This window comes from Neobacillus sp. 114, from assembly GCF_030127045.1.
In the GTDB taxonomy this organism is placed as follows: Bacteria; Bacillota; Bacilli; order Bacillales; family Cytobacillaceae; genus Neobacillus; species Neobacillus rhizophilus.
The window spans coordinates 2,230,603-2,247,376 of sequence record NZ_CP126144.1; the positions used below are offsets into that span (position 1 = coordinate 2,230,603).

A 16,774-nucleotide genomic window follows, 5' to 3' on the forward strand; every position below is an offset into this window, starting at 1 on the left:
AAGAAAGTGCCTCAAATCCCCACTTGAGGCACCTCCCATATATAAAAATTATACCCCTTTATAAGCTTGACGCAGGATTTCCATCAGTTCTCTAGTTAATGGACGCTTCGGATTGACGTTTGTATCAGGATCATGGAAGGCATGTAGGGCCATCTCAGTAATCTTGCTTTCATATACAGGTTGGCTAACGCGGCATTCCTCAACGCTTAACGGCATATCGAGCTCTCTCGCTAGGTTGATAACAGCTTCAATCAAGCTTTCAATACCTTCTTCCGTTGTCCGTGCCGGAAGCTCCAGCATTTTTGCCAGCTCAGCATAACGTTTATCGGCCTTATAATACTCATAGCCGGCAAATGGAGTGAATTTTGTCGGCTTAACAGCATTAAAGCGAATAACAAGCGGCAGGAAAATCGCGTTTGCGCGACCGTGAGCGATATTGAACTCGGCTCCAACGGCATGGGCAAGACTGTGATTAATTCCTAAATAGGCGTTATTAAATGCAAGACCCGCAATCGTTGAAGCGTAATGCATTTTCTCGCGGGCCAGCTCATCAGAACCGTCACGGTACGCCCTTGGCAAATACTTAAATACTAGCTGAATGGCCTTAATAATCTGTCCATCTGTAAAATCATTGGCAACGACTGAAACAAAAGCTTCAAGAGCATGTGTTAAGACATCCATTCCAGTGTCTGCCGTGATTTCCTTCGGAACAGTCATCGAGAACTGTGGATCGATGATCGCTACATCCGGTAAAAGTTCAGGATCGGAAAGCGGATATTTAATATTCGCTTTTTTATCCGTGATGACGGCAAAGGAGGTAACCTCCGAACCGGTTCCGGAAGTAGTCGGAATCGCGATAAACTTTGCCTTCTCGCGAAGCTTCGGATACGTCACAACTCGTTTTCTAGGATTAAGAGTTTTCAGTTTCAGAGTGTTAAAGTTTGCTTCAGAATCCTCGTAAAATAACCACATCGCTTTTGCTACATCAAGGACAGAACCGCCTCCTAAGGCAATGATCATATTCGGCTTAGCGTGTCTCATCAGTTCAGCACCCGCCATGACCGTTTCGATGCTAGGGTCCGGTTCCACCTCTGAAAACACCTCATAGTGGACAAAATCAGGTCGTTTTGTTAGAAAATGGAGTACCTTATCGACATAACCGTTTTTCACCGAACTTGGGCTCGTGACAATAAATGCCTTTTTAATATCCGGGATGATTTCCAATGCCTGAACAGAATTCTTACGATAATAAATTTGCGGCGGTGTCCTTAGGATTTGGGCGTTATTATTGCGTTTGGCGACCTTTTTAATGTTTAGTAAATGCATGGCGCCGACATTGACTGAAACGGAGTTGCCTCCATAAGTCCCTGTACCGAGAGTTAGTGTCGGCAGTAAATCGTTATAAACGTTTCCAGTTGCCCCTTGGGCGGAAGGAGTATTGATAAGGATTCGTCCTGCTCTCATTCTCATTGCGTACTGTTCAACAATCTGGTCATTAGCCGTATGAATGGAAGCGGTGTGGCCGAGTCCGCCGTATTCTAATATTGCTTCTGCAAGGTTAAGAGCTTCTTCCGTACTATTTGCTTTATAGCAGGCAAGAACAGGGCTTAGCTTTTCACAGGAAAGCGGATATTTTGGTCCAACACCTTCTAATTCGACCACTAAAACCTTGGTATCAAATGGGACTTCGATTCCGGCCATTTGGGCAATTTTAAAGGCTGGAAGACCGACAATCATCGGATTGAGGAATCCGGTTTCTTCTTTTATCGCTACTTTTTCTAACTGTTTCCTTTCCTCCTCATTTAAAAAGTAACAGTGATTGGCGATCATTTCCGTAATGACTTCGGTATAGATTTCTTTATCGATGATTAAGGCTTGCTCAGAGGCACATATCATTCCATTATCATAGGTTTTCGACATAATCAGGTCTTGGACGGAGCTCTTGATATTGGCAGTTTTTTCGAAATAACAAGGTACATTTCCTGGGCCGACACCAATTGCCGGTTTGCCGGAACTATATGCGGCTTTCACCATGCCAGAACCGCCAGTCGCAAGAATTAGCGATACCTTTGGATGCTTCATTAACATATTGATACCATCTAGAGTGGTAGTTTCCAGCCATTGAATACAATTTTCAGGAGCGCCTGCACGGACAGCGGCTTCTCTTAGAAGTGCAGCTGTGAACCTTCCCGATTTCTGTGAAACAGGATGAAAGGAAAAAATAATCGGATTTCTTGTTTTCATAGAAATAAGAGATTTATAAATGACAGTGGATGTTGGATTTGTTACAGGCACCAGCGCGGCGATGACCCCGACAGGTTCGGCAATTTCATAGCTGCCCTCATGATTGTTTTCACTGATAATGCCGACCGTTTTCAGATTTCGAAGGGTGTGATAAATCATCTCTGTTGCAAACATATTTTTTGTGATTTTATCTTCGTAAAGGCCTCGATTCGTTTCCTCAACAGCCATTCTGGCAAATTTATCGTGGTTCTCGAGTGCAACAATTGCCATATGCTTGACAATTTCATCGACCATTTCCTGCGTAAAGCTGCGAAACTCCGTAGCTGCCTGAGCCGCATTAGCTGCTAATCGGTCAATCATCGAAACTGTCTGCTGTTGCTGTAACATTTTTTCTTCCACTGCCATTGATTGTTCCTCCCCATAAATATTTTATTGTGAATGATTGAACAAGGGAGAATTACTATTTTCCTCCCGTTCAATCTGTTATCAAATATAGCAATTGGGAACCGAGAATTTTGTAGAATTATGCTGCGAAAGTTGGGGAAACCCTTATAAATAGAATAGTTTCAAAGAATGTTCATAATTGCTATTTTTGAAGTGGAAAACACTCTAAAATTTTTATTTTCTAAAAATTTTGATACTATATAATGTATCAAGGCAATCATAAGAAGGGAGTAAAATAATGATTCTACAACTAGAGGACGTTTCGCTCAAACGGAGCGACAAGTGGATTTTAAAAAATGTCAATTGGCAAATAGAAAGAGGGGAGCATTGGGTTTTATTCGGTTTAAACGGTTCTGGTAAAACAGCCATCCTCAATTTGCTGAACGCCTATAATTTCCCGACAAAGGGAAGAATTAATGTTTTAGGAATGGAGTTTGGGAAAACCTATCTTGCTGAAAAGCTGCGCAAGCAAATTGGCTTTGTTTCATCCTCACTTCAGGAAAAATTTCATCCGGGAGATAATGCCTTTGAAGTGGTACTAAGCGGAGCATTCGCTTCCATCGGTCTCTATGAAAATCCAACAAACGAAATACGAATAAAGGCCATTTCCCTACTTGAGGAGCTTGGCTGCATCGATTATGCCAACCGAAATTATGAAACTTTATCACAAGGGGAAAAGCAGCGGGTGTTGATTGCCCGCGCGTTAATGGCTGACCCGTCTTTGCTGATTCTAGATGAGCCAACGAACGGTCTGGACTTTATTGCCCGTGAAAAACTATTGGAATCAATCGAAACGATTGCCAAAAATCCAAATGCACCAGCCATCATTTATGTTACTCATCATGTGGAAGAAATTCTGCCTGTATTTAATAAAACCTTATTGCTGAAGGATGGGCAGGTTTTTGCAGCAGGAAACACCGGTGAAATGTTATCGAGCGAGAGCCTTACCCAATTTTTCAATCTCCCGGTTCGGGTTTCTTGGGAAAATGAAAGACCATTTCTGTCAAAGTTGCAGGTGACACATCAAAATAGTTAGAAGAATAGGATATCCCGTATGGAGGGATATCCTATTCTTTTAAATCAAGCATATCTTTAATTCGCTTGCAATACTCCTCTTTTGGATAGGTTTGATACAAACCGCTAGACAAGCGGACAGGGTCGCCGAAGAAGTACCGTTCATACTGGGTTTGCCTTGTGCCAAATGAGCTCATCGTCAGGTCCCAGGCCAATCGAAAAAGCTTCACACGGTCCTCAGCATGTTTGCTTGAGCCTTTCAGGTAAATGTCCAAATCTTTTTTTAGAGGTGAAGCAAAATCCTTTTCCGTTGGTAAGGTAATCATTCCGCTCGCACCAATTAATTGAATGATTTCACTGAATCTAGGATAAATTTTTGGAAAGACATTACTAGCAACTTTAAGGGGGATGAGACTTGGCCTCATATAACCACACTCATCTAATGCCGCTTCTTCCTCTGACTTAAGTAAAAGTGCCTTCATCGTTTCAAGACCGATGATGATTTCAGAAAGCTTTTCCTGTATATGCTGATATCCGTAAACATTTATGGTATCCGCCAAGGTTTCAGCAAGTCCCAGAAGAAATTCAGTTTTCACAGTCTGCCTTGTAATGGCCTGATGGTAGGCATGATTATGAAATGAGCTTTTGAGCATGAAGTCATTAGCCGCACCCACATTTTCGTAAAAAAAGACTCTCTCCCATGGCACCAGGACATGATCAAAAACCAAAATAGTATCCATTTCTTCATAGCGCGAGCTTAGCGGATAATCAAAGGAAGACTTGCCACCCACGAACGATTCCCGACAAATAAATTTTAAGCCTTCCGTATCGGAGGGGATGGAAAAGGCATAAGCATCCGTCTCATTCATAACACCGCCAGCTGAATAAACAAGGACCTCGTCGGTTAAACCTCCTTGTGTCGCTAACAGGCGGGCACCCTTAATAATAATTCCATTTTCATTTTTTTCAACAATCTTGGCGGCAATAGGTTCTTTTGATGTTTCAAAGTAGATTTGCGACCGGTTAACCTGAGGGGTTATAAAAGTATGGGTAAACGAGAGATCTTGATTCTTTGCTCTTTCATAGAGGGAAATAATATTTTCCGGAAAGCAATTCTCACTCCCTTTTAAAAATAAGGCGGAGGAGGCAAAGGCCATAACGACTGAATTCATATAATCCGGACTTCTACCCATCAGCCCATTGGTATGCCTGGCCCAAATTTCAATCATTTCCCGCCTTCTTTTTAAATCCTCTTTCGTCAATGGCTGTAAATAGGATAGCCCAATCCGTTCTCCCGTTTCTGGAGATAGAAAGGTTAGCTTTTCTTTCAGGGTCGAATCAAACTGCAAATCATATAATGATGCTTTACTTTGAATTAGACCTCTAAATGCAGGATGTTCAGAAATATCCCCTTCCAATAGTTCTCCATCCAGCCAAATTTCTTTGTTTAACCGATTCATTCGCTCGATAAATTCTTTTCCGTTAATTGCTCCCATTTGACCACTCCCTAATACATGGAGCATTAAAAGTTTTGTAATTTATTTTATTGGGAAAGTGTTTGTCCTGCATGGGTTATCCAAACAATTGGACGAATTTGGGTATCGGTGGAAATTTTAGTGGGGGATTATTCAAAAATAGGGAAAAAGTGGTGTGTGAAAAGATTGTAATGAGGACTTTAGTCGAATGTCTACAGTCCTTTAAAAATAATATAATGAAAATTGAGAAAAAGAGAAAGGGAGAGGTTGAAACGATGAAGAAGAAGATTGTTGGAAGCGCTTTATCTGTTGCTTTAGGAGCTTCGGTTATTTTTAGCGGAGGGATTTCAAAAAGCAGTGCTGCACCTGTGGACAAGGAATACATAGTTGTTTTTAAGTATCAATCCCAGCTGCCAGCCGGATATGAAAAATTAATTAAGGATGCCGGCGGGAAAGTGACAGGTAAACTGGATAAACTAGGGGCTGTTGAAGTAAGTTCAACGAATACTGCGTTTTTGGACAAGGTGAAAAAATCGAACCTAGTTCTGGATGCTGGGGTTGAACATACCATTTACCCTGAAAAACCAGTTTATCAGGAAGCAGTTACACTTGACGATATAACTGACGGAGCAGATGTCTATAAAAATTATCAGTGGGATATCAAACAGGTAACGAATAATGGGGCGTCGTGGAATCTGGCTGGAGGAACCGGCAAGACAGTTTCCGGGGATGACATTGTTGTGGGTGTTATTGATACGGGTATTGACTATAACCATCCAGATATTAAACCCAATTATGCCTATGGAAAATCATTTGTTCCGGGATATCCAGATGCTATGGATGAAGATGGCCATGGAACTCATGTTGCTGGTTCAATTGCCGGTAAGGGGAGAATTTTAGGAATTGGACCGGATCTGAAAGTAGCAGCCTACCGTGTCTTTGGACCAACAGGCGGTGCTGAAACTGCTCATATTGCAGATGCTTTGATGACAGCAGCTGATGACAATGTTGATGTAGTGAATATGTCCCTAGGCGGGTACGATTGGTTCCAAGACCCTGAGTATGCTACAAAAGATGTTGTAGCAGATGTTCGCTTATTTAACCGTGCCATTCAATACGCCATCCAAAAAGGGGTAACAGTTGTTGGATCTGCCGGTAATAATGGCGTAGATATTAGCAGTCCGGGAAAATTAGCTGGTGATGACAAAGGTGCTGTTCACAGAAGCCCAAGCAGTCAAACCATGATTCGGGTTTCAGCGGGTGGAGCTCTAAAAAATCTAGCATTCTATTCTAATTACGGCGTAGGAAAAATTGATGTAATGGCACCAGGCGGTGATCTAGGGCCAAATTATGATCCTGCTACAAAAACAGGAAGAGACAATTCTTATCTTTGCTATAGTTCTGTACCGGGAGGGTATTCTGGTTATGCCGGCACCTCAATGGCTTCACCAAAAACAGCTGCCTTAGCGGGAGTAATCATTGCGAAGTACGGAAAAGACGTTCTTAAACCTGCGCAAGTAAAACAAATCATCCAGTCTTCAGCGGAAGATGTGTTCAAACCAGGCTATGATGAAAAGGCTGGGTTTGGATTAATCAATGCGGTTAGTGCCTTAAAATAATAATAATGAACCAAAAAAAGCGATCGGTTTTGATCGCTTTTTTTTATTATTTCCAAATCACACGCCGACAAAAAAAATATCTCAAATTCGAGATACTTCACTTGACGATAATTTATGTAAGAGATATTATGGTTACGTAAAGTAACCAAGGATATTTTAAGTTCCTTTTAAATAAAAGTTATCAAAGTGTGGAATTTAAAAAGGTTAGGGGTGAAACAAATGATAGAAGTGACAGTGAAATTAAATTATAAAGGAAAAAATTATTTAACCAATGTAATTGTCAACAAGGACACACCTGAAAAACAAATTTTGCATATCGCACAAGAGCAAATTAAGAAACAATGGCTAAATTAAAAAATGAATCTCCAGATCTTTAAATGAAAAAGGGACAGAAGGCCTTGAATGAAAAAAGAAGTTGGAGAAAAAGCTGTAGTTTATATTTGTTGGAATGGCAGAAGCTGTCATTTCAATCAATCGTCATAAAAAGATTATCACGAAAGTCCACAGGTAGAAAAGACGAACATGGGGGAAAGAAGCATGGAATCAATGACCTTTGTCTTATTTGGAGCAACAGGGGATTTAGCAAAGAGGAAAATTTTCCCTGCACTATACAATTTGTATGTTGATCAAAAATTACCAAAGTCCATTTCCATTATCGGACTCGGTAGAGGAGATCTATCCCACCGAGAATTCCAAGAAAAAGTAAAAGAATCTGTCTTGGATTTTTCACGCCGCTTAGAACATGATGCAGCGAGTATGGGAGAATTTTTAGATGACTTCCGCTACAGTAAGTTGGATGTTAACCGCAAAGAAGATTTTCAAGCTTTACTTCAGTTAGTGAAGCAGCGTGAAGAGGAGCTAAATTTAGAAGAAAATCGGATGTTTTATCTTTCAGTAGCACCAGAGTTTTTTGACACCATTGCCTTAAATATAAAAAATAGCGGGCTTGGTCAGACAAAAGGCTGGAAAAGATTAATCATTGAAAAGCCATTTGGCCATGATCTCCAATCTGCACGTGAACTGAATGAAAAACTAAGCCGTGCCTTTGCGGAAGAGGAAATCTATCGAATCGACCATTACTTAGGTAAGCCAATGGTTCAAAATCTCGAAGCTTTGTCATATGCAAACCCGATTCTACAGTCCCTTTGGAGTAAAAAACATATTGCCAATGTCCAAATTACAGCAAGTGAGACGGTTGGGGTAGAAAAGAGAGCAGGCTATTACGATCATGCAGGAGCAATACGCGATATGGTTCAAAACCATTTGCTGCAAATTCTGATGATGACAGCGATGGATACACCCGAAAAAATCAATGCTGCAGAAATAAGAAAGATGAAGCAGAAGGTCATGGAGTCACTGCGTCCTTTAAAAGAAGAAGATGTTCAAAATGATATTGTCCGCGGGCAATACATTTCTGGAGAGGTAAATGGTCAGTATGTACCTGGGTATTTAGGAGAGCCAGGAGTCAATCCTCCTTCCACCACAGATACATTTGTTGCTGCTCGTTTGTGGATTGATAATCCATCTTGGGCTGGGGTTCCTTTTTATATCCGCACAGGAAAGAGAATGAAGGAAAAATCAACGCGGATTGTCATCGAATTCAAAAATAATGCGAACCACCAATATAAAAATTCTCAAATGGATCCTAACTTATTGGTTATTGAAATCAATCCTAATGAAAATATTTCTTTCCAATTAAACAGTAAAAACCCATTGAACAATGGAAAAGTAGAACCTGTTAAGATTGATTTTTCGAAGGAACAAACAGAATTTGGAGTACCTGAAGCGTATGAAAGACTTATTTATGATGCTTTTAATGGAGATTCTACTTTCTTTGCTCATTGGACGGAAGTTGAATTGTCATGGGAATGGGTTCAGCCGATTCTGAATGCATTCGAGGACAATCGAGTACCGCTCTATGAATACAATTCAGGTTCTTATGGTCCTGTTGCAGCTGATTTATTGCTTTTGGAAAATGGCTTTAAATGGTGGCTCAATGAAACAATTCAAGAAAGCAAGGAAAAGGTACTACACACCTAAGAATATCCAGGAGGAAAAATAAATGATGTCACAAAACATTGAAAATCTATCCGTTACTACCATTCGTACTTTATCAATTGATGCAATTAATGCAGCAAATTCAGGTCATCCTGGTCTCCCGATGGGGGCAGCGCCAATGACGTATGCATTATGGGCAAATCATCTTCAACACAACCCTGAAAACCCAAAATGGTTTAACCGGGACCGCTTTGTTTTATCGGCGGGCCATGGATCAAGTTTGCTGTATAGCATGCTTCATTTAGCCGGCTATAATGTCACCATTGATGATTTGAAAAACTTTAGGAAGTTAAACAGCAGAACGCCAGGTCATCCTGAATTCGGTCATACACAGGGAGTAGAAGCAACCACAGGTCCATTAGGCCAAGGAATTGCAAACGCAGTTGGAATGGCAATGGCAGAAGCACATTTAGCAGCAAAGTTTAATAAAGAGGGACATCCGGTTATTGATCATTATACTTATGCGTTAGTTGGTGATGGCGATTTAATGGAAGGAATCTCCTATGAAGCGATGTCGATGGCTGGTCACATGAAACTTGGGAAATTGATTGTACTATATGATTCAAATGATATTTCTCTGGATGGGGAGTTAAACGTTTCGTTCTCTGAAAATATTGAGAAAAGAGTAGAATCAGCACACTGGCACTATTTAAGAGTAGAAGATGGAAATGACATCGAAGCCATTTCTGAAGCCATTGAAGCAGCCAAACAAAATACAGATCAGCCAAGCTTGATTGAAATCAGAACGATTATTGGATATGGAAGTCCAAAGGTGGCGGGAACAAATAAAGCACATGGAGCACCACTGGGGGCAGAAGAAGGAAAAGCAACCAAACAAGCCTATAACTGGCTTTATGAAGAAGATTTCTATGTTCCAGAAGAAGTAAAAGAGCATTTTGCACAATTAAAGCGTAAAGGGATTGATGCTGAACAAAGCTGGATGAGCTTGTTCGAATCCTATAAGCAAGCCTACCCAGAATTAGCCAATCAATTAACAAATGCTATAGAAGGAAAAGTTTTGATTGATGCAAAAGATATTTTAACCTTTGATACAGGAAAAGCTGTTTCAACACGTGTGGCCAGCGGAGAAGCCATCAACCATTATGTGATATCTGTTCCAGCGATATTTGGTGGAAGTGCAGACTTATCCCATTCAACGATGACGGAAATAAAAGGGGAACAAATTTACGCCGTTGAATCATACGGTGCGCGCAATGTTTACTTTGGAGTTCGTGAACATGCAATGGGCGCTGCAGCCAATGGTATGGCCTATCATGGCGGTATAAAACCTTTTGTAAGTACATTCTTTGTCTTTAATGATTATCTTCGTCCGTCTATCCGCCTGGCGGCATTATCAAAGCTGCCAGTGACCTATGTATTTACACATGATTCCATTGCAGTTGGAGAGGATGGGCCTACACATGAACCGGTTGAACATCTGGCAGCACTTCGTTCCATTCCGGGCTTAACGGTTATTAGACCAACAGATGCAAATGAAACAGCAAGTGCTTGGGCATATGCACTCCAGCAAACAGAGGGACCTGTTGCATTGATTCTTAGCCGCCAAAACTTGCCAGTGTTTAATGAAACAAAAGCAAATCTAGAGAACCTATCTAGAGGAGCTTATGTATTAGCAGAAACAACTTCATCACCAGATGTCATTTTAATTGCTACTGGTTCAGAGGTGACCTTAGCAGTGAACGCAAAAGCAGAACTTGAAAAGGAAAATATTTCTGTTCGCGTTGTTTCAATGCCAAGTTGGGAATTGTTTAGCCAGCAAGCTAAAGAATATAAAGAAGCGGTACTCCCTTCATCGAATTCAAAACGTGTTGCCATTGAAATGGGTATTTCACTTGGCTGGGAACGGTTTGTTGGATTTGAAGGAAAAATCCTTTCAATTGAGACATTTGGTGCCTCAGGCGATGGAACTGCAGTCATGAAAGAGTTTGGTTTTACTACAGATAATGTAGTCCGTATCTCAAAAAGCGTCCTAAATCCTTCCTAAGAAGGGTAAATAAAATATAGCAAAATATTCATATTCAATTGGAGGAAAACATAATGAAGGTTGGACTTATTGGTTTAGGAAAAATGGGCTTAAACTTGGGACAAAATTTAATCGACCACCATCATGAAGTGGCAGCATATGATGTAAATCCAAGTGCAGTAGAAAATATGAAAGAATATGGAGCTGTCGGTGTATCAAGTTATAAAGAACTCGTTCAGTCCTTAGAACATCCAAGAATTTTGTGGATTATGGTCCCTCATGCGGTTGTAGATTCCGTAATTGGTGAAATCACACCATTTTTGGAAAAGGGGGATATTGTGATCGAAGCAGGTAATTCCCATTATAAAGAATCAATCCGCCGGTATAATGAACTGGCTGCACATGGTGTAAGGTTTATGGATGCAGGGACATCAGGCGGTATGGAAGGTGCTCGCAATGGAGCTTGTTATATGATCGGCGGAGACCCTGATGCCTGGGAGGTGGTGGAGCCTATTTTTAAAGATACTGCTGTTGAGAATGGCTTCTTATATGCGGGTAAAGTTGGCAGCGGGCATTTCTTGAAAATGGTTCATAATGGCATCGAGTATGCCATGATGGCTGCGATAGGCGAAGGCTTTGAAGTGCTGGAGAAAAGCGAATTTGATTTTGATTACGAAAAGGTCGCAAGAGTTTGGAATAATGGATCTGTTATTCGTTCATGGCTGATGGAATTAACCGAAAATGCATTTTCTAAATACCCAAACTTGGAAGAAATTAAAGGGATTATGCATTCCTCAGGTGAAGGAAAATGGACAGTAGAAGCAGCATTAGATCTTAAGACTGCTACGCCAGTTATTGCCATGTCATTATTAATGCGTTATCGCTCCCTAGAGGATGACACCTTTACAGGAAAAGTGGTAGCGGCGTTAAGAAATGAATTTGGCGGACATGTTGTCGAAAAGAATTAAAAAAATACTAAATTAAATCTGGAGGAAAAATACCATGAAATTTTTTATTGATACTGCAAACTTAGATGAAATCAAAAAAGCCTATAAGATTGGCGTATTATCAGGTGTAACCACCAACCCTTCTTTAGTAGCGAAAGAAGGCGTCAAATTTGAAGATCGGATTGCTGAGATTCTTAATGCCGTACCAGAGGTAGAGTCTGTCTCCGCTGAAGTAACACCTAATGCTTTGACAGCGGAACAAATGATTGCGGAAGCAAACGAGCTCATCAAAATTAATGGCGGCGATAAGAATATAACCATTAAACTTCCAATGACATTGGATGGCTTAGAGGCATGCCGTTATCTAACTAAAAAAGGTGTTAAAACGAATGTTACCCTTATTTTTAGTGTGAACCAAGCATTATTGGCTGCACGCGCAGGCGCAACTTATGTTTCACCATTCTTAGGCCGATTAGATGATATCAATGAAGATGGTGTCCAACTTGTTGCGAAAATTGCTGAGTTGTTCCGAGTTCAAAACTTGGATGCACAAATCATTGCTGCATCTGTCCGCCATCCAGACCATGTTACTCGTGTAGCAATGGCTGGAGCTCATATTGCAACCATACCATTTAAGGTTATTGAACAATTATCAAAACATCCTTTAACAGACCAAGGACTTGAAAAGTTTGCAGCTGACTGGAAAACTGTATAAAAACGATTAAAAGCCTAAGGGCGTTATTTTTCGACTTAACGCCCTTACATAAATAAACTGAAGAGGAGAACAAACGTATGTCTATTACTTTTGATTATTCTAATACATTATCTTTCATGCAGCAGCATGAGGTAGATTATTTAAGTAATTTTGTAAAAGCTGCCCATGAAATGCTTCATGAGAAAAAAGGACCGGGATCTGACTACCTTGGTTGGGTAGATTTACCGCATAACTACGATAAAGCAGAATTTGCGCGTATCAAAGCGGCAGCTGAAAGAATTCGCAGTAATTCAGATGCTTTAATTGTCATAGGCATCGGTGGCTCCTATCTTGGTGCAAGAGCAGCCATTGAAGCATTGTCCCATACGTTTCATAACCAGATGGATGATAAAACAGAAATTTATTTTGCCGGACAAAATATAAGTGCAACTTATATTTCCCACTTGTTTGATGTGCTGAAAGACAAGGACATTTCCGTCAATGTCATTTCTAAATCAGGAACAACTACAGAGCCCGCCATTGCGTTCCGGATTTTCCGTGATTATATGGAGAAAAAGTACGGGAAAGAAGAAGCAAAAAAACGTATTTATGCGACAACGGATCGTGCGAAAGGGGCTTTAAAAACTCTTGCTGACGAGGAAGGTTATGAAACCTTTGTTATTCCTGATGATGTTGGGGGCAGATACTCCGTATTAACTGCAGTAGGATTATTACCGATTGCAACTGCTGGCTTGGATATTGATAAAATGATGGCAGGTGCTGCCGCTGCTGCGGATAAGTATAATAATCCAAACTTGGCAGAAAATCAAAGTTATCAGTATGCTGCTGTCAGAAATGCCCTTTACCGAAAAGGAAAATCAATTGAACTATTGGTGAACTTTGAACCATCCCTTCATTATGTATCTGAATGGTGGAAACAGTTATTAGGCGAAAGTGAAGGAAAGGACCAAAAAGGACTTTATCCAGCTTCTGTCGATTTATCCACTGATCTTCACTCCATGGGACAATATGTACAAGAAGGACGCCGTGACCTTATTGAAACTGTTATATCCGTAAAAGCACCTAAACTAGATATTACACTTAAGGAAGAGGCCGCTGATCTGGATGGCTTAAACTATCTTGCTGGTAAAACAATGGACTATGTCAATAAGAATGCTGCACAAGGTACGGTTTTAGCCCATGTTGATGGAGGAGTTCCTAACCTATCCGTAGAGCTGGATCAATTAAATGAGTATACCTTCGGTGAAATGGTTTATTTCTTCGAAAAGGCATGTGGAATAAGCGGTTTGCTAATGGGAGTTAATCCTTTTGACCAGCCAGGAGTTGAAGCATATAAAAAGAATATGTTTGCACTTCTGGGCAAGCCAGGATTTGAAGCGGAAAAAGCAGAATTACTAAAACGCATTTCTAAATAATTGGAACATAAGAAACATCCTTGTCTTAATTGAAGATAAGGGTGTTTTTAATTATTGGTTTGGTTTTAAATTTCCGATTTATATAAACAAAGTAACTAACAAATACTATTTCTAAATTAAAATGGAGATTTTGTTATTTCAAAACAATCTTATTTGTTTTTTTTAATATATGCTTTTGTTTTGGGCATTTTCCACTATACATATGTAAGTCCTGAAGTAAAAACGGATATGGAGTGATTGTAAATGGACAGCAATAATTGTGACTTTTCACCTATGAAACAAAATTTAGAAGATGGCATTCAACAACTGATTCTTATGCTCCAATCCAATTTAGAAATTCTGGGCAACGAAAATTTTTGTGTATTGGGAAGTCTTGAGGATGTTAAAGAACATCTAATGGAAATTGAATCAATGGCTGCTTCTTTTTATTTGAATTGCTATTTATCATCTTTTACAGACACTTATGAACATTTATCCACTGCTGCTCAACACCTATCGAAACACAGGCATGGCGCCTTAATTGTTGTTGAACGTTGTGATTTGGTCGAGCCTATTATTCAAAAAGGTACAACAATAGGAGCAATAGTAACACCTAAATTATTGGAATCGATTTTTTACCCGGGCAATCCACTGCATGATGGGGCTGTTTTAATTCGGGGAAACCACGTTGTATCGGCAGGAAATGTCCTTCCATTAACAACAATTATAATTGAAGAAAAAAAACTTGGAACACGGCATCGAGCAGCTCTTGGTATTTCAGAGCGAAGTGATGCGCTAGCATTGGTTGTATCCGAAGAAACGGGAAAAATTTCATTTGCATTAAAAGGGAAGCTATATCCAATTAACACAACTCAACCCATTAAATTTGAACTTCATTAAAGATCTATTAAATATTAAGGAGGTTCCTTGTGATTAAAAAACTATTTTTTATCTTTATTTTAGTTTTTATGATTTTAATGATTCCCATTTCAACTTATGCCCAAGTAATCCATGAAGTGAAATATGGCGACAGCCTGTCCAAAATTTCGAAACAGTACCAAATTAACAAAGACAATCTGGCTGAGCTAAATGGTTTAGCTAAAAATGCCCAACTAGTCCTAGGTCAAGCATTGTTAATACCCGAGGCGAACTATATAGTTCAACCTGGTGAAAGTGTTTGGGAAATAGCTAATCGTCACGCCATTAGTGAGGAAACATTGATGCGGCAAAATGGTTTAAAAAGTCGTGTGATTTTTCCAAGACAGAAATTGAGTATTCCTCGACCGCCGAAAATGAACATTTGGACAGGTACCTACTTTGTTCCAAAAGATAAGAATTCTAATGCTTGGATGCTGAAAAATTATAAAAGTACTCTTAGTAGTATTTTCGTGTTTGAGTATCGCTCTGACGAACAAGGAAACATCATCGAAACGCCTGAAAACCAGTCACATAAGATTGCGTGGAAAGAGAACCTCCCGCCATTCGCAACTCTTACAAATCTAAGCGAAAAGGGATTTGATCCGAATCTTACTCATAAATTAATAAGCACTCCTTGGTTAAGGCAGAAATTTGTTAAAAATATTTATGCTCTTTTAGATAGTCATGACTATAAAGGAATAGTCATTGACTTTGAACAAGTAAAGACAAAAGATCGGGCGAACCTTAACCAGTTTATTGTGGAATTAGCTGCAAAGCTGCATCCAGCAGGAATGGAAGTTATGATGGCGGTGCCTCCAAAAGAAGGAGATCAAATTCCAGCTTATTCTACAGCCTATGATTACCGAACGCTTGGGAAATACCTAGATAAAATGTTTTTAATGACTTATGATTGGCATTGGCCAGGGGGGCCCTCAGGTCCGATTGCTCCAATAGACAAAGTAAAAGCAACCCTTGATTATGCCGTTTCAGTTGTAGATAAATCAAAGTTGATGCTTGGAATTCCTCAATATGCCTATGACTGGGTTATCGGAACTAATAAGCGATCAGGCTCTGCTTATTCCACCCAACATGCCATTGACTTGTATACTGGTTATCAAAGTCAAGTTCACTATGATGAAAATGCTGCTGCGCCTTGGTTCCGTTATATTGACAAAAAAGGAAATCACCATGAAGTATGGTTTGAGGACCCACGAAGCCTGCTTGTTAAGTTCCGTCTTGTTCGTCAATATGGATTAGCTGGAATGGGCTGCTGGCATCTGGGTCTAACTATGCCCCAAACAGAAAAAATGCTGCTTGAGGAATTTAATGTGCACTAATCATTAATTTGAAAACCGCCAAGGAGGTACAAAAATGCCCAAAATCACTGTTTTGGGACATGGGACTTTTGATGTTGAACGTGGGAAAAAGTTGGTACTAGCATTAGAAGATAACGGTGTAAAAATCCTGCACCAATGTGGTGGGAAGGCAAAATGTACAACCTGCAGAGTAGAAATATTGGGGGGGAAATATTGCGATTTAACAAATGTTGAAAAAAATGCATTTTATGAGAAGGGAATTTTTGATGATCATTTACGTCTGTCCTGTCAAATCCGCGTTGATGGAGATTTAGAGGTACGGCCAATAATGACGGTGGAAAATTCCGGGATGAATGAAGGTCCAAGGCCTGAAGGTTGAAAAATTTAAGTTACAAGCATAGGTAGAGTCAAAATGAGAAGAATTAGAAAAAACCCTTAAATAAGATTCAATTGAGTTAAAAAGAGCTGCTTAATTATGTATGAAGATTTACAAAGATAGTTTAAAAGTGAGTTAAAAAGGCAAATTTAAAAACAGTAAAAAGCTAATCGATACTTCGGTTAGCTTTTACCATTATGAAACTAAGGGATATTGAGTATATTCCTCTTCAATTGAATTTAAAGTTTTGAAAGTTTCTACTACCTGTAT

Annotated in this window: 13 protein-coding genes; 11 read left to right on the forward strand and 2 right to left on the reverse strand. The window is 39.9% G+C overall.

The window, feature by feature from the left end; genetic code table 11:
* Positions 1-48 precede the first annotated feature (48 nt).
* Complete coding sequence (gene adhE / locus QNN06_RS11180; RefSeq protein ID WP_284037557.1) at positions 49-2,649, reverse strand: bifunctional acetaldehyde-CoA/alcohol dehydrogenase; 2,601 nt, start codon at positions 2,647-2,649, stop codon at positions 49-51.
* Between the two features lie 277 nt (positions 2,650-2,926).
* On the opposite strand from adhE, the gene QNN06_RS11185 reads away from it, so the two are divergent.
* Positions 2,927-3,724, forward strand: a complete 798-nt coding sequence (locus QNN06_RS11185) for an ABC transporter ATP-binding protein (RefSeq protein ID WP_217037240.1) — start codon at positions 2,927-2,929, stop codon at positions 3,722-3,724.
* Between the two features lie 31 nt (positions 3,725-3,755).
* Here the strand turns inward: QNN06_RS11185 and hpaB are convergent, their stop codons facing one another.
* Positions 3,756-5,198: a 4-hydroxyphenylacetate 3-monooxygenase, oxygenase component gene (hpaB, locus tag QNN06_RS11190; RefSeq protein ID WP_284037558.1), complete on the reverse strand. Its 1,443-nt coding sequence runs from the start codon at positions 5,196-5,198 to the stop codon at positions 3,756-3,758.
* 254 nt (positions 5,199-5,452) lie between these two features.
* On the opposite strand from hpaB, the gene QNN06_RS11195 reads away from it, so the two are divergent.
* From QNN06_RS11195 to QNN06_RS11240, 10 genes are all read left to right on the forward strand, one after another.
* Positions 5,453-6,796, forward strand: coding sequence for a S8 family peptidase (locus QNN06_RS11195; RefSeq protein ID WP_284037559.1), 1,344 nt, complete (start codon positions 5,453-5,455; stop codon positions 6,794-6,796).
* A 219-nt stretch (positions 6,797-7,015) separates the two neighbouring features.
* Entirely contained in the window at positions 7,016-7,150 is a 135-nt protein-coding gene (locus QNN06_RS11200) for a BA3454 family stress response protein (RefSeq protein ID WP_213116276.1), read from the forward strand.
* Positions 7,151-7,333: 183 nt separating this feature from the next.
* Entirely contained in the window at positions 7,334-8,836 is a 1,503-nt protein-coding gene (gene zwf / locus QNN06_RS11205) for a glucose-6-phosphate dehydrogenase (RefSeq protein ID WP_284037560.1), read from the forward strand.
* 25 nt (positions 8,837-8,861) lie between these two features.
* Positions 8,862-10,859: a transketolase gene (tkt, locus tag QNN06_RS11210; RefSeq protein WP_213116910.1), complete on the forward strand. Its 1,998-nt coding sequence runs from the start codon at positions 8,862-8,864 to the stop codon at positions 10,857-10,859.
* 53 nt (positions 10,860-10,912) lie between these two features.
* The gene (gene gnd / locus QNN06_RS11215) at positions 10,913-11,806 is read left to right on the forward strand and encodes a phosphogluconate dehydrogenase (NAD(+)-dependent, decarboxylating) (RefSeq protein ID WP_284037561.1); all 894 of its coding nucleotides are present in this window, start codon (positions 10,913-10,915) and stop codon (positions 11,804-11,806) included.
* Positions 11,807-11,840: 34 nt separating this feature from the next.
* Positions 11,841-12,500: a fructose-6-phosphate aldolase gene (fsa, locus tag QNN06_RS11220; RefSeq protein WP_213116273.1), complete on the forward strand. Its 660-nt coding sequence runs from the start codon at positions 11,841-11,843 to the stop codon at positions 12,498-12,500.
* Between the two features lie 77 nt (positions 12,501-12,577).
* Entirely contained in the window at positions 12,578-13,915 is a 1,338-nt protein-coding gene (locus QNN06_RS11225) for a glucose-6-phosphate isomerase (protein WP_284037562.1), read from the forward strand.
* A 243-nt stretch (positions 13,916-14,158) separates the two neighbouring features.
* Complete coding sequence (cdaS, locus tag QNN06_RS11230; RefSeq protein WP_213116271.1) at positions 14,159-14,794, forward strand: sporulation-specific diadenylate cyclase CdaS; 636 nt, start codon at positions 14,159-14,161, stop codon at positions 14,792-14,794.
* A 29-nt stretch (positions 14,795-14,823) separates the two neighbouring features.
* Positions 14,824-16,149 (forward strand): glycoside hydrolase family 18 protein, encoded by a 1,326-nt coding sequence (locus tag QNN06_RS11235; RefSeq protein WP_284037563.1) that lies wholly within the window; start codon positions 14,824-14,826, stop codon positions 16,147-16,149.
* A gap of 34 nt (positions 16,150-16,183) precedes the next feature.
* The gene (locus tag QNN06_RS11240) at positions 16,184-16,507 is read left to right on the forward strand and encodes a 2Fe-2S iron-sulfur cluster-binding protein (RefSeq protein ID WP_213116270.1); all 324 of its coding nucleotides are present in this window, start codon (positions 16,184-16,186) and stop codon (positions 16,505-16,507) included.
* The last annotated feature ends 267 nt before the right edge of the window (positions 16,508-16,774 follow it).

What these genes read in the sequence shown, in the direction of transcription:
- QNN06_RS11195 (WP_284037559.1), top strand. Translation starts at nt 5,453, where the DNA reads ATGAAGAAGAAGATTGTTGGAAGCGCTTTATCTGTTGCTTTAGGAGCT.
- adhE (WP_284037557.1), bottom strand. Translation starts at nt 2,649, where the DNA reads ATGGCAGTGGAAGAAAAAATGTTACAGCAACAGCAGACAGTTTCGATG.
- gnd (WP_284037561.1), top strand. Translation starts at nt 10,913, where the DNA reads ATGAAGGTTGGACTTATTGGTTTAGGAAAAATGGGCTTAAACTTGGGA.
- fsa (WP_213116273.1), top strand. Translation starts at nt 11,841, where the DNA reads ATGAAATTTTTTATTGATACTGCAAACTTAGATGAAATCAAAAAAGCC.
- tkt (WP_213116910.1), top strand. Translation starts at nt 8,862, where the DNA reads ATGTCACAAAACATTGAAAATCTATCCGTTACTACCATTCGTACTTTA.
- QNN06_RS11185 (WP_217037240.1), top strand. Translation starts at nt 2,927, where the DNA reads ATGATTCTACAACTAGAGGACGTTTCGCTCAAACGGAGCGACAAGTGG.
- QNN06_RS11225 (WP_284037562.1), top strand. Translation starts at nt 12,578, where the DNA reads ATGTCTATTACTTTTGATTATTCTAATACATTATCTTTCATGCAGCAG.
- hpaB (WP_284037558.1), bottom strand. Translation starts at nt 5,198, where the DNA reads ATGGGAGCAATTAACGGAAAAGAATTTATCGAGCGAATGAATCGGTTA.
- QNN06_RS11200 (WP_213116276.1), top strand. Translation starts at nt 7,016, where the DNA reads ATGATAGAAGTGACAGTGAAATTAAATTATAAAGGAAAAAATTATTTA.
- cdaS (WP_213116271.1), top strand. Translation starts at nt 14,159, where the DNA reads ATGGACAGCAATAATTGTGACTTTTCACCTATGAAACAAAATTTAGAA.
- QNN06_RS11240 (WP_213116270.1), top strand. Translation starts at nt 16,184, where the DNA reads ATGCCCAAAATCACTGTTTTGGGACATGGGACTTTTGATGTTGAACGT.
- zwf (WP_284037560.1), top strand. Translation starts at nt 7,334, where the DNA reads ATGGAATCAATGACCTTTGTCTTATTTGGAGCAACAGGGGATTTAGCA.